The organism is Lysinibacillus sp. GbtcB16 (assembly GCF_019091145.1).
Lineage (GTDB): Bacteria > Bacillota > Bacilli > Bacillales_A > Planococcaceae > Lysinibacillus > Lysinibacillus fusiformis.
In genome coordinates this window covers 1,054,648-1,067,556 of the sequence record NZ_JAGXJV010000001.1, presented here as the reverse complement: position 1 = coordinate 1,067,556, position 12,909 = coordinate 1,054,648, and the positions used below count along the sequence as shown (strand labels likewise).

The 12,909-nt window shown below is 38.3% G+C and carries 16 protein-coding genes; 7 read left to right on the top strand and 9 right to left on the bottom strand.

What is annotated here, in order from left to right:
- Positions 1-10: 10 nt before the first annotated feature.
- Positions 11-904 carry a LysR family transcriptional regulator gene (locus KVT27_RS05135; RefSeq protein WP_217580875.1) on the bottom strand — a complete coding sequence of 298 codons (894 nt, stop codon included), beginning with the start codon at positions 902-904 and terminating at the stop codon, positions 11-13.
- Between the two features lie 138 nt (positions 905-1,042).
- Between KVT27_RS05135 and KVT27_RS05130 the strand changes: the two genes are divergently transcribed.
- The 5 genes from KVT27_RS05130 (at position 1,043) to KVT27_RS05110 (ending at position 5,710) form a co-directional block, all read left to right on the top strand.
- Complete coding sequence (locus tag KVT27_RS05130; RefSeq protein WP_217580873.1) at positions 1,043-2,053, top strand: alpha/beta fold hydrolase; 1,011 nt, start codon at positions 1,043-1,045, stop codon at positions 2,051-2,053.
- A gap of 76 nt (positions 2,054-2,129) precedes the next feature.
- On the top strand, positions 2,130-2,951 hold the full coding sequence (locus KVT27_RS05125) for a MerR family transcriptional regulator (protein WP_217580871.1): 822 nt from the start codon (positions 2,130-2,132) through the stop codon (positions 2,949-2,951).
- A gap of 19 nt (positions 2,952-2,970) precedes the next feature.
- A complete protein-coding gene (locus KVT27_RS05120) occupies positions 2,971-4,158 on the top strand; it encodes an MFS transporter (protein ID WP_217580869.1) in 1,188 nt (395 codons plus the stop codon).
- Positions 4,159-4,260: 102 nt separating this feature from the next.
- A complete protein-coding gene (locus KVT27_RS05115) occupies positions 4,261-4,839 on the top strand; it encodes a DUF3862 domain-containing protein (RefSeq protein ID WP_036124939.1) in 579 nt (192 codons plus the stop codon).
- A gap of 256 nt (positions 4,840-5,095) precedes the next feature.
- Positions 5,096-5,710 carry a C40 family peptidase gene (locus tag KVT27_RS05110; RefSeq protein WP_036124938.1) on the top strand — a complete coding sequence of 205 codons (615 nt, stop codon included), beginning with the start codon at positions 5,096-5,098 and terminating at the stop codon, positions 5,708-5,710.
- Positions 5,711-5,746: 36 nt separating this feature from the next.
- Here KVT27_RS05110 and KVT27_RS05105 read toward each other — a convergent pair whose 3' ends face one another.
- Together KVT27_RS05105 and KVT27_RS05100 are read right to left on the bottom strand one after the other, a co-directional pair.
- Positions 5,747-6,937, bottom strand: a complete 1,191-nt coding sequence (locus tag KVT27_RS05105) for an MFS transporter (RefSeq protein ID WP_036127806.1) — start codon at positions 6,935-6,937, stop codon at positions 5,747-5,749.
- Positions 6,938-6,942: 5 nt separating this feature from the next.
- Complete coding sequence (locus tag KVT27_RS05100) at positions 6,943-7,341, bottom strand: MarR family winged helix-turn-helix transcriptional regulator (protein WP_008181866.1); 399 nt, start codon at positions 7,339-7,341, stop codon at positions 6,943-6,945.
- A gap of 163 nt (positions 7,342-7,504) precedes the next feature.
- Here KVT27_RS05100 and KVT27_RS05095 point away from each other — a divergent pair, with 163 nt between their 5' ends.
- The gene (locus tag KVT27_RS05095; protein WP_036146518.1) at positions 7,505-8,059 is read left to right on the top strand and encodes a DJ-1/PfpI family protein; all 555 of its coding nucleotides are present in this window, start codon (positions 7,505-7,507) and stop codon (positions 8,057-8,059) included.
- 35 nt (positions 8,060-8,094) lie between these two features.
- Here the strand turns inward: KVT27_RS05095 and KVT27_RS05090 are convergent, their stop codons facing one another.
- The 5 genes from KVT27_RS05090 to KVT27_RS05075 form a co-directional block, all read right to left on the bottom strand.
- Positions 8,095-8,415, bottom strand: a complete 321-nt coding sequence (locus tag KVT27_RS05090) for a DUF3889 domain-containing protein (protein WP_008181862.1) — start codon at positions 8,413-8,415, stop codon at positions 8,095-8,097.
- 88 nt (positions 8,416-8,503) lie between these two features.
- Complete coding sequence (locus KVT27_RS26995) at positions 8,504-8,635, bottom strand: hypothetical protein (protein ID WP_004269370.1); 132 nt, start codon at positions 8,633-8,635, stop codon at positions 8,504-8,506.
- Between the two features lie 22 nt (positions 8,636-8,657).
- Complete coding sequence (locus KVT27_RS05085) at positions 8,658-8,882, bottom strand: hypothetical protein (RefSeq protein WP_025115069.1); 225 nt, start codon at positions 8,880-8,882, stop codon at positions 8,658-8,660.
- Positions 8,883-9,009: 127 nt separating this feature from the next.
- Positions 9,010-9,846: a type II pantothenate kinase gene (gene coaW / locus KVT27_RS05080; RefSeq protein ID WP_036124931.1), complete on the bottom strand. Its 837-nt coding sequence runs from the start codon at positions 9,844-9,846 to the stop codon at positions 9,010-9,012.
- A gap of 416 nt (positions 9,847-10,262) precedes the next feature.
- Positions 10,263-10,997, bottom strand: coding sequence for an SDR family NAD(P)-dependent oxidoreductase (locus KVT27_RS05075; protein ID WP_008181884.1), 735 nt, complete (start codon positions 10,995-10,997; stop codon positions 10,263-10,265).
- A 228-nt stretch (positions 10,998-11,225) separates the two neighbouring features.
- Between KVT27_RS05075 and KVT27_RS05070 the strand changes: the two genes are divergently transcribed.
- Positions 11,226-12,047, top strand: coding sequence for a squalene/phytoene synthase family protein (locus KVT27_RS05070; protein ID WP_081937017.1), 822 nt, complete (start codon positions 11,226-11,228; stop codon positions 12,045-12,047).
- 326 nt (positions 12,048-12,373) lie between these two features.
- On the opposite strand, the gene KVT27_RS05065 is transcribed toward KVT27_RS05070, so the two are convergent.
- The gene (locus tag KVT27_RS05065; RefSeq protein ID WP_036146523.1) at positions 12,374-12,862 is read right to left on the bottom strand and encodes a metal-dependent hydrolase; all 489 of its coding nucleotides are present in this window, start codon (positions 12,860-12,862) and stop codon (positions 12,374-12,376) included.
- Positions 12,863-12,909 lie beyond the last annotated feature (47 nt).

The window sequence follows — 12,909 nt, the reverse complement described above, 5'->3', positions numbered from 1 at the left end:
CTCTCTTTTTTTATTTATTATTCACAAAGCTGTCTCGTGCCAAGTTTAAAAAAGCATGGATGGCAGGCGAAATCCACTTTTCTTCATGCCAAAACATTTGGGTGGCAAACGATGTGGCTGTCATATCCCATGGCAACGAGACCAGTTCCCCCCTACTCAATTCTGCTGTCACAGCCATTTCAGGCAGTATGGCGATGCCCATTCCTATTTTCGCACATTGTTTTATCGCCTCTGCACTGTTAAATTCCAATTCGGTAATTCCTCCCATGCCCTTTTGTGAAAGACTCCGTTCAAAAAATGTACGATAGGAACACCCCTTTTCCGTCAGCAAAAAGGTCTCCCCATTAAAATCTTCAATATCCAATTTAGTACGTGAAGCTAATGGATGATCGGGAGCTACCAAAATATAAAAGGGCTCATCCTGCATTTTTTCTCCGCAAAATCCCATCTCGCTTTTGTCCTCATCTAGCATAAAAATAATGTCCGCGTCCCCTTCTCGCAAACTCTGTTTCAAGTTCGAATGAGACAGCGGCTTAAAAATGAGCCGAATTCCTGGATATCGTAAGCGAAACAGACGCAGTACAGCAGGCAAGCGATACGTACACAACGTTTCATCTGCACTAATGACCAACGTCCCCGTCATTTCTCCAGATTGTTTAACGGCATGCTCCGCTTCTTCAATTTCACCCAATATATTGACTACATAATCTAGAAAACGTCTACCCGCATCGGTCAGAATTACTTTTTTTCCTAATCTATCCACCAGCTTAACACCGAGTTCTTCTTCCAATGCCTTCATTTGCATCGTAACCGTTGATGGAACATAGTTTTGCACTTCTGCAGTACGGCTAAAACTGAGGGTCGAAGCAAGTGTATAAAAGGTTTTTAATTGACGTAATTCCATGTTTATTTCACCCCGTAATTCAAAAAAAATGAATGTTTTATTCAAAAACGTTTCTTTGACTTCACAATAGCATTCTCGTAGAGTAATGACAAGAAAGGCCATTTAATCCATCTTTAATTACGAAAAGGAGTTTTTCACATGAGAGATTATGAACTTTATGAACTGGGAGACATTCAACTACAATCAGGTGACATACTGCCAAATGCAGTTCTCGCCTATAAAACATACGGGACACTCAATGCAGAAAAGAATAATGTCATTGTTTATCCCACATGGTTTGCAGGCTTGCATACTGATAATGAATGGTTAATCGGAACTGGTAAGGCACTAGACCCAGAAAAGTATTTTATCATCATACCAAATATGCTTGGCAATGGATTATCCTCTTCTCCAAGCAATACACCAGCGCCCTATGATCAAGCAAATTTTCCCCTCATTTCAATTTATGATAATGTGCGACTACAGCATCAATTGGTTACTCAAAATTTTGGTATTACCAAAATAGCGCTCGTCGTTGGTTGGTCGTTAGGGGCTGTACAAACCTTTCAATGGGGAGCAAGTTACCCTGATATGGTCGAACGAATCGCTCCATTCGGAGGAACTGCCATGACCAGACCCCATGCCAGGATTGTATTTGAAGGAATGATTGCTGCCCTTCAAGCTGATTCTAGCTGGAAAAATGGCTTTTACACCGAGCAACCTAAAGTGGGATTGGCTGCCATGGGACGCGTCTATGCAGCTTGGGGCTTCTCACAGGCTTATTATTTAGAACAGCTCTATCAGCAAGAAGGCTATGAAACGCTGGAGGAATATCTCGTAGATTACTGGGATCAAGTGTTTTTAAGCTTTGATGCCAATGATCTAATCTCCATGCTACGTACTGGCATTACGGGGAATATTAGTGCCAATGCGTTGTATGATGGCGATTTCGAGCTGGCATTAAGCAAGATTACAGCTCGTGCATTGGTCATGCCAGGAAGTACAGATCTTTTCTTTCCTCCAGAGGATAATAACTATGATGCACTACATATGCCAAATGCCCGCTTCCTCCCTATCGAATCGAAATGGGGACATTGTGCCGGGATTGGACAGCATAAGCCAGATTCTGAATTTATAGATCAAAACCTAAAAATGTTCCTGCTTGAATAAAAATTATTTTGCTCTTGACTTTCCCCCGCACGGGAAACTATATACTTCCATTATGATAGAGATTGGAGGTGATATATTGTTTAAAATTAGTGTGTTTTCTAGGCTAAGCAAAGTATCCTTAAAAACATTGCGCTACTATGATCAAATCGGCCTATTAAAGCCCAGAAAGGTAGATCACGAAACTGGCTATCGTTACTATTCGGCAGACCAGCTACTTGAAATCAATCGAATTTTTATTTATAAGGAATTAGGATTCACTTTACCACAAATCATTCATTTGCTCCATGAGGATATTACATTCAAGGATATTCAAGGGATGTTTAAGCTAAAAAAAAATGAAATCCAACGCATTATCGATATGGAACAAGCCAAGCTTGCTCGGATTGAGGAACGTATGCAGCTTTTAGAAAGTGAGGGACAAGTAGAAACCCTACAAGAAATCAGGATCAAAGCTGAAGATGCCCAGCAGTTCCTTTCTTTGAAGGCGCACGGAAGAGAAGAAGACATTCCGGATCTATTTCGGACATTTAATCACATATTACTCAAGGAAACTCGCCAATTGACTCAAAGTCCTCAGGTCGTTTTATGGAAAGAAATAGAGGACCAAGAAGATGAGTTCGAATTTGAAGTCGGTTATTTTTTAAGCCGGGAGCTTCCAACGTATCCAGATACATTTCAATTACGAATACTTCCCCCTGAGCCGATGATGGCAACCATGACCTTTCGCTCGGATTCTCATTTTGCTAGTACAGCCTGTGTAGATTTAGCTAAATGGATTGAAAAAAACAACTATCAGATTAAAGAAAACGAACCTGGTAGGGAAATATATTTACCGTTATCTACGTCACAGGATGCACAATTAATGGAAATACAAATTCTCATTCTAGAGAGAAATTAAAAAGACGGAGGGAGTTGTGTTGAAAAATAATATGATCATCTATATTTTAGCATTTATTGTTTTCCTTATCGGAACTGTTGAGTACATTATTACAGGAGTAATTGAAATGATTGCCGTGGACTTTGGAGTAACCGTTTCGGAAGCTGGGTTATTGGTGACTGTATTTGCCCTCGCTGCGGCCATTATCGCGCCCATTCTAATCGCTCTCACGATCAATATGGACCGTAAAAAGTTACTCATTAATACTATAGGTGTGTTTATTGTCAGCAACGTACTAATGTTTATAAGTCCTGCTTATGAAGCAGCTCTGTGGATACGAATTCTACAAGGGGTTAGCGGAGGAATTGCTACAGTGGTAGCCATGGCAGTAGCTACACGACTAGTTGAAAAAGAAAAAAGAGGCCGTGCAATCGGTATTATTTTGATGGGTCTAAGTAGCTCACTCGTGCTTGGTGTTCCGATCGGTACCTTTTTTAGTGAGATGTTTGGATGGAGAGTTTTATTTATTTTGATCGGTTTATTAACGATTCTCCCATTGCTAACCGTTTATAAAAGGGTTCCAGCAATCAAAGAAGAAGAAACTGTTACCCTTAGAATGCAGCTCTCTATTTTAAAAGATTCAAAAATTCTCACTGCCCTGGCTATTACTTTATTTTATATCGGTGGATACGCTACTCTATTCACGTATATTACACCCTTCTTGCAAGCCATATCCACCCTTTCCATAACTGAAATTAGTGGCATTCTATTTCTAGCAGGAATTTGTAGCTTCATGGGATCAAGAATGGGCGGACAATTAGCAGATACAAAAGGTTCGAAATTCACCATTTATTTCGGACTGTTCTTACAGGGAGTAACCTTACTTTTATTCACGCTAGCGGGCTTCAATCTCTTTGTGTTGATCTTAGTTCTCATGATATTCATGCTAGCAACATGGAGTATTTCCCCTGCTCAGCAGTTGCTTTTGGTCACCTTGGTTCCTCGAAATCCAGACATGGCCTTAAGCATCAATACGTCCTTTATTCAATTTGGTTTTGCGCTAGGCTCTGGATTAGGCGGGCTTGTCATCAGCCATACTTCCGTCCTAAATTTGAATTGGGTAGGATTGGGTGCAGTAATCATCGCTTTATGTCTTGCCATCATGCTATTCAGAACATGGAATAATGGAATTGAAACCTCCATTGTACCTAAAGAAAAAATTAATTAGTCCTGATATGCTTGATAAAAATAGGTTGTTTTTTTACATAATGACAATACATTCCATTATTGATACAATTTAATAATACTTTTAATTAAAGGGGAATTCATTATGAAGAAAAAACTCATTTTTAGCACGGCACTATTATTAAGTCTTGGCTTAGCTGGATGTGGAGAGACCGCTACAAAGGATGAATCAACAAATGATTCTAAACAAGAAGCATCCGCACCAGCTGCAAAAGAAGAAGGTAAATTGACAGAAGAAAAATTCAAACAAATTAAAGATGGTATGACATACGAAGAAGTTGTAAAAATTGTTGGTGCCGAGGGCAATATTATGTCCGAAACAGGCTCAGCTGGTGAACCTCACCACACTGTTATGTACGAATTTGAAACAGATGGAGTCATGTCATCGTCTACAATGATGTTCCAAGGTGGTAAGTTAATCAATAAAGCACAATTCGGTGTTGAAACGTCTGATATTGAAATTACTCTTGAGCAATTTAATAAGTTAGAAAATGGAATGACAAAAGAACAAGTATTCGATATCCTTGGTGGCGAAGGTGCGGTTCTTTCTGAATCAGGGGATATCGTTATGTATACTTATAATGGTAAATCCTTAGGTGCCAATGCCTCGTTAATGTTCCAAGGTGGTAAATTAATGAATAAAACTCAATTAGGATTAGAATAAAATGAAACCAGGTACTCATTTGAGTATCTGGTAATTTGGTTTTCTCCCTTCGTATTTAAACCTTTTGTTCTCCAATTAGATCAAACTTCAGCAGGTTATCGTTTACCTCCATATAGCCCTAAATCATCAGAAAAAAACCATGTTCATCCCATTCTAAAAAGTCTCAACATTGTTATTTTATTGACACCTAACTGTAATAATATGATGTTAAAATCATTTTTGTATTAAATTTTAACATTATAGGAGGAAAGAAAGCATGAAGAGCAGTAAAAAGTATAGATGGGGCATGAAATTAGCGGCATTGGCATTAAGCACATCCGTACTTTTTTCAACAGTAGAATCAGCATCAGCTGCGACCTATACCGTTCAATCTGGTGATTCTTTATGGAAGATTGCCAATCAGCACGGTGTATCCTATCAAACATTGATGAACTTAAATCATTTATCGTCTTCCAATATTTATGTTGGACAAAAATTAACGATCAATCAACAACTATCTACCACACCGAACGCGTCGTCCAAATTACTACAGGTCGCCAAGCAACAATTAGGTGTCAAATATACATTTGGTGGGGTAAAACCGAGCACAGGCTTTGACTGCTCAGGCTATATCACCTATGTCTTTAATCAAGCTGGTAAGTCAACACCACGTAAAACAGCAGCAGGATTTTATCAGTCCGCTAAAAAAGTAAGTTCTCCTCAAGTCGGAGATATCGTGTTTTTTGCTAATACATATAAAGCAGGAATTTCTCATGCCGGCATCTATATTGGCAATAATCAAATGATCAATGCTAGTAATGGAGGCGTTACTATTGCTAATATAAATAATGCCTATTGGAAAAAACATTTCGTTGGCTATGGTCGTTTATAAAAGCAAAAAAACAGTTGGGTGATCCCAACTGTTTTACTATATATTCACTACTTTTTTCGGCTTTATCTTGGCAAGACGTAGGAGATAAATGATAAAGACCACTCCTAATAATCCGGCTCCCGATAAGTAAACAGAAGCATACCCTGCCTGTACGGCTACCATTCCTAATATATAAGAACCTAGGGCAATTCCAAGATCAAACATCGTGAAATAGGTTGCTGTTGCGTACCCGCTTCGTTGGATGGCTGTTGATTGAACGGCTAAAGCTTGTAAGCTAGTTGTTACCGCTCCGTAGCCAAAGCCTACAAAAATAGCTGCACTCAAAAATAAGATAGGTCCCTCAACGAAGGCTAGCATGATAAGTCCGATAGCAAAAGAAATAATACCAGGAAGTATGACAAATTGAGGCCCCTTTGTATCATACAGTTTACCTGTATATGGACGTGTAATTAACATAGCTGCTGCAAACACGGCATAAAAAAGACTGGCAACCGCCATTAAATCTTTCTGCTGTGCATAAACCGATAAAAATGATAAAACACTTGCATAGGAAAAAGCTACTAAACTAGCGATGGCTGCAACGGGCAATGCCTTACGTTCAAATAAATCATGGAAGGTGAACGTTAATTTCCCTTTATGTGTTGGCTGCGGTAAATCGTCGGTATTAACCGTCAATGCTAAAATGCCCCCAGCTAGTATACAAATACTCATGATAATAAATAACACGTTAAAAGTGCTATATTGAATTAATAAGAGACCGATAAATGGCCCAATGACAACAGCTAGATTGGTAGACATCGTGAAATACCCTAAGCCTGCCCCTTTTCGCTTAGCTGGTACAATATCTGCAGCTAATGATCCTGCGGCTGTTGTAATAATACTAAAGAAAATCCCCTGAATAAAACGAAGACCAAGTAAAAGTCCAAATGGATGTATGAATAAATATAAAACCGTACAAATAAAATAGCCGGCTATGGATAGCACTAGCAATTTTTTCTTTCCAAACACATCTAATAATTTACCTGAAAATGGACGGACAATAATTGCTGAAAGTAAAAAACCTGACAATAATAAGCCAGCTTCCTTATCCGTTTGGTGTAGTTCACCGATGGCATAAAGCGGCAAAGTCGTTACTAGCCCATAGAAAACAAAAAAGACTGAGATATTTGTTAAAAAGAGACTAATGAACCGCTTTGTCCATATTTGTGTATTTTCCTCTTGCTGCATGTCAATCAACCTTTCATTTTTTCCAGTAATATCATAAACTGCTGCTGTTCCTCAGCCGTAAGTGATCCTACCATTTCTTCCTCAAACGCTAAAATCGTTTCTGTAATGGCTGGTAAGCGCTCATTGGCCTGTGCAGTTAAGGTTACAATTTTTTCACGCTTATCCTCCCCGTCTAATCGTTCCACCCAGCCTAAAGTTTCTAATCGTGTGATAGCTCTGGTGATGCTTGGTGCCTCTACATTTAAATATTTCCATATTTGCGTTAAGGTCATAGGACCGTTTTTATGTAAGCAATATAAAATGGTCCACTGAGAGCTATATAAATGATGCTGCTTCAAAACTTCATTTAAGCAGTTCGTTAAATACCGGCTTTTTTGGAATAAAGCATGGAATATTGGATTCATATGATCTACCTCTCGAAATTATTTACCTAGCTAAATAAACTATACGCTTCATTTTTTTCTTTGTAAAGTAACTAATTTGGCAAAAGGTCGCTCTATGCTTGCAGGAAATTTTTTGCATATGTCGAATTAACAAGGAGATTCACAATGAAAAGGAGATGGAATCATGGGGAAAAAGATTTTAATAATAGCAGGAGATGCAGTAGAAGCTTTAGAGATTTTTTATCCTTATTATCGTTGTCTTGAGGCAGGTTTTGATGTCACAATCGCTGCACCATCCGCAAAGAAATTACAAACTGTCTTACATGACTTTGTAGAGGGCGTCGATACGTATATTGAACGTCCTGCCTATGGCTTAGAGGCACATGCTTCTTTTGCAGATGTTGATCCATCACAATTTGATGGATTAATAATTCCAGGTGGTAGGGCGCCAGAATATATTCGTTTAAATGAGCATGTACCAACACTTGTTAGCCATTTCTTTGAAACCAATAAACCGATTGCCGCTGTTTGTCACGCAGCGCAAATTTTTGCTACCATCCCCGATATACTAAAAGGACGCGAACTAACAGCTTATATTGCCTGCAAGCCTGAAGTCCAAATAGCAGGAGCCACTTATATTGATGCCAATCTTCACACAGATGGAAATTTAGTAAGCGGACATGCTTGGCCAGATTTACCAGGGCTTATGCGTGAATTTATTCAAAAATTAGAGGGATAAGCATTGAGGATGCCTAAGCTTAGGCATCCCCTTTTTTATGACTGGCTTTCCTGTAATTCAATTTTTTCTACTTCTTGCGTAGAGGTTAAATAGCTAATTCTTACATGAACCCCAAATTCTTTGTCAGGTTGCTTCAGCCAAAGCTTAAATTTTTCAATGGTTGACGCCCCATGTACTTCCTTGCCCTCATGTAAATAATCCACAATCTTGGCATGAGGATACTTCCCCTTCACTTCTTCTACCGCCATCTTTCCCCATTTCGCATAGGCAGGTGTTTCTTGCTGTGCCAAAACCATCTCAGGGATATGTAATGGCACGGCAAACAGAAGTCCAAGCATTACATACACTTTTTTCACAGAAAACCCTCCTCATTAGACGGTATAGAATGATGAACCAAGTAAAAAATAAGAGCTCCAAAAGCTTTTACTTATGGAGCTGGAGTGTTTATTGTTTTGGCTGTTGAGGATTATTATGAATGACTTGGTTAAACTCTGCTGAGTATTCTTCCCGATCATTCTTTTTATGTGTATCCTCTTTCTTCTTCTTTTTAAAGCTTGTTTTTCTTTTCTTCGCCATTGCTTACACCTCCAAATAATAATTAGCTTTTTTTATTGGATTGTTGATTTTTATCATGATTCGTTTTATTGTTTTTATTTTTGGCTTTCGCATCAAATTCTGCCGCGAACTCCTCATTCAAGTTGTCATTCGGGTTGTTATTATTACTATTACTTCTATCGAGGTCTTTGCTTTTGTAGGTGCCAAAAGGATTATGCGTTCTGGCATTCATTGTTTTTTTGCTGTTTTTATTATTTCGGTTGCCCACAGATATCACCTCCTATCTATAATTTGCTCAGGTACTACCGTTTATATGAGGTCTTTTTTTCGGGCATTTTTGTAAAAAAAAATGAACACCACTAACGCCAGTTAGTCATGTTCATTCTTATCTGTCTTTAAACAATTGTATATTCCGTTATATTTAATAATGCTCCCACAGCTCCAGAAAAGCCATGATCATTAATAAAGACAGGTGTATGCTTTTTCGTGCGTGTATAATTGGCAATTACGCGGGTAAGATGCTCATTATTGCTGAGAGTTGATCCAATATAGACGATATGCTGTGTATTTTTTTCCTCGGCATATTGAATACTTAATGTTGTAATCACTTCGCCAACAAGTCCCTGTACAGTGGCAATAATATCCTCAGCAGGATGCTTCAATGATTGTGTAATGCCCACTTTACCAAAATTACTGGCAGTTAAATGACCATCAATCGGTGTGTCCATACCTTGATAAATGTCCTTGACCAATAAATCGATACCTTCTCGATTACCGTTAGCAGCCATTTCACGAATTTCATTATAGTCTGTTATGCCTGTTGTAAGCGCTGACAATCCTATTAATGTACCGCCACCAACGCCTGTCCCACCAACGCGTATATGTGTATTATCTTCCATATAATGTATAGAAGTTCCTGTTCCGATATTAGTAATCATACTACGTTCAAACAAGTAGCCTTCTTTATTTAATAAAAAACGAACACCTTTTAATGTAGCTTCAAATTCTACTATATAATGAATCGATTTCATCATTTTAATGACATCAAGTAATTGTTCTGTACGTCCCCCCGTCACACCAATATCCTCAATATCTGGATGGTCAATAATCCAATTTTTCACAGATAGCAAATCATTTGACGGGAAGGTTGTTAGAATAAGTTCATTGTCTTCATCTAAATAAGCAACCTTTGTCAATGTGCCACCTGCATCAATACCTATAGCCTTTGGCATACTATTCTCCTTTGTCTTTATTACGTAATCTCATCTACCTAATGACCATTACGCTAGTAGTCAGGCAACTATTTAAGTTTCATGCCTTCATTGGTGTCAAGGATTTTGCAAGGAGTTTTTTGTGTGCCAAAATCCTGACTAACTAGTTATTATACGAAACCATAATGCTTCGTACAGTCCCCCAAATCTTGTAATGACATTTTCGCCCTTTCTAAACTTTAACGCTGTTGAAATGATTGTGCAATAACTTCATAAACAATCATGAAAAAAACACGAAAATTATCAAAATTTTTCTAATCAACAGCGGAATCTTGACGAATTATAATACTTTAACATCATTCTACTAAAAAAACAAAAAAAGTGAAAATGCACTGCTTGAACACAGGCATTTCCACTTTCTTATTCTTTACTATTAATTAACGAGCTGAATAACCACCATCAATAACTAATTCAGCACCTGTAATATAAGAGGCTTCATCGGATGCTAAAAATAAGATTGCATTCGCTACTTCTTCTGGTTGACCAAGACGTCCCATTGGCGTAGTTTTTACTAACATATCCATTGCTTCTTTTGCTTCCGATAATTTTGCTGTCATCGGTGTTTCAATAACACCTGGGAATACTGTATTGACACGGACATTGAAAGCACCAAGCTCGGAAGCTGCTGCACGAGCAATAGCACGTAAAGAACCTTTAGATGCCGTATATGCATTGAAGCCTGCACCAATAATCGCAGTGTAAGATGATGTATTAACGATTGAGCCCTTTCCTGCTTCCTTCATATATTTAGCTGCATGTTTAATGCCAAGGAATGGACCAAAAGCATTGATATTATGCATGATTGTCCAGTCCGCTTGTGTAATTTCATCTGGACCTTTTTCCGAAGAAATACCAGCATTGTTAATTAAAATATCAATACGTCCATATTTTTCGACAATCGCTTTTGTCACTTCTGCCCAGTTTTCGTCAGAAGAAACATCTAATTTCATACCCTCTACATTTTCTAGCTCTGAAATTTTCGCTAGGTTCTCCTCGTTAATATCCGCTGCAATGACTGTAGCCCCTTCTTGTGCAAACAATTTTGCCATCGCTGCTCCCATTCCAGATGCTCCACCTGTAATCATTGCGATTTTATTATTTAAACGTCCCATTACTTTATACTTCCTCTCACTTGAAATTTGTCTGTCGTACTAGTATAAACCGCCCCTTTTAGACCACAATAAAAGTATAGGTTTAAATAGTTTACTATTAAACTATATCATTTTTAGTAACCGTTTTCAAAGAATATCTCCATATTCATGAACAATCTGTTTTATCTTTCCCCATTTTTACGATACGATATACTATAGATGTGGAACCATTTGAACGGAGGAATACAAGTGAAAGATCAAAAAAGACTTTATAAAGAGGCGATGCAAGTTTTAAAAGACACAAGTCGCACTTTTTATATACCTATCACTTTCTTAAAGAATGATTTAAAGGTATCGGTAGCAGCTGCCTATTTAGCAATGCGTGCCATTGATGAAATAGAAGATCATGAACAGCTTTCCAATGATGTAAAGTTTGATTTATTATCAGCAACTAGTGACCTTTTAAAGGACACATTTAATAATGAGGCATATCAAGAATTGTTAGCGCCTTATGCGGCACAGTTACCTGAGGTAACCCTTCGCTTAGCAGATTGGCTAACATTCTGCCCTGAGGAATCTCGAAAAATTGTCCAAGCTTCTACAAGTGAAATGGCCTTTGGTATGGCGAAGTGGTCTAAAGCTAATTGGCAGGTGCATACACGCGAGGATTTAGATGATTATACATACTACGTAGCAGGGCTTGTTGGGACAATGCTGTCTGAGCTTTGGGCGTGGGGTGCAGACATTCAAACAGATCGCGATTTAGCAATTGGCTATGGTCGAGGTCTCCAGGCTGTCAATATTTTACGCAATCAGCATGAGGATATGGATGAGCGTGGCGTAAGTTTCGTTCCTGACGGCTGGACACGCGAGGATTTATTTGCTTATGCAGAGGAAAATCTCGCGAAAGCTGATCTTTATATGAAAGATATTAATAAACGGACTGTATTATTATTCTGTCGATTACCACTTGCATTAGCGCATAAAACATTGAAAGCCATGCAAGATGGTCGTGAAAAAATAACGCGAACAGAGGTCGAACAAACGGTCGAAGAGGTACAGGCTGACTGATGAGTGACCTGTATTTCTAGCATAACCCAATAATATGCACAACCTATAAAACCCCTGCATGAGAATTTTCTCGTACAGGGGTTCCTTTTTGAGCAGCACTTATTATAAAGGTTTGCATTACGCAAAGATCAATCGCTAGTTTCAGATATTTTTTAATGAAAAACCTCCATAAAAATTACGGACAATCCCCCATTGGTTCGCATACTTTCAAAGCTTCAACTCACCACAAAAAACAAAGCTTACGAAAAATACTCCCCACAGATAAACAGATGTTTTTATCTGCCTACCTGATGGGGAGCATCTTACACGCTTAGGGGTTTCTTTGCTTACATAGTAGCAAGAAGCTGCACAATAATTTCATAGCTAAAAAAGACTGAAAGCATTGTTAACAATGTAAACACTACTTTTTCAACTTTACTACCTGTTTTTGTAGTAAGTGGTAGACGCACCGAAATGGATACAGGGAAAAATAGCTTAACACCCTTTTTGGTCCCCATATCCAGTAAAACATGGCTTGCCATCCCTAATAAAATACCTATTGTAATGGATTTATACGGTATAAATGTATGTAGTAGCATCCCAATCAAAAATAAAAACAGTAAACTATGTGTAAAGGAACGATGTCCAAACAACGAATTAACCATTTTTGAAATGATGGGAAGCTTCCTTCCGATTTTGCTACCACCATGGCAAATATCTGGAAGTAATGCACCGATAACGCCTGCCCCTACCAAAACAAGCGGATTATCATTAGAAATTTGTGCAAAGGCTAGACTTGCTGTAATGCCCCCAACAATATGGGTATTCCCTTGCATAAATTACTTCCACCTTTCTTACGCATTTTGCGAACCTTCTTAATGTA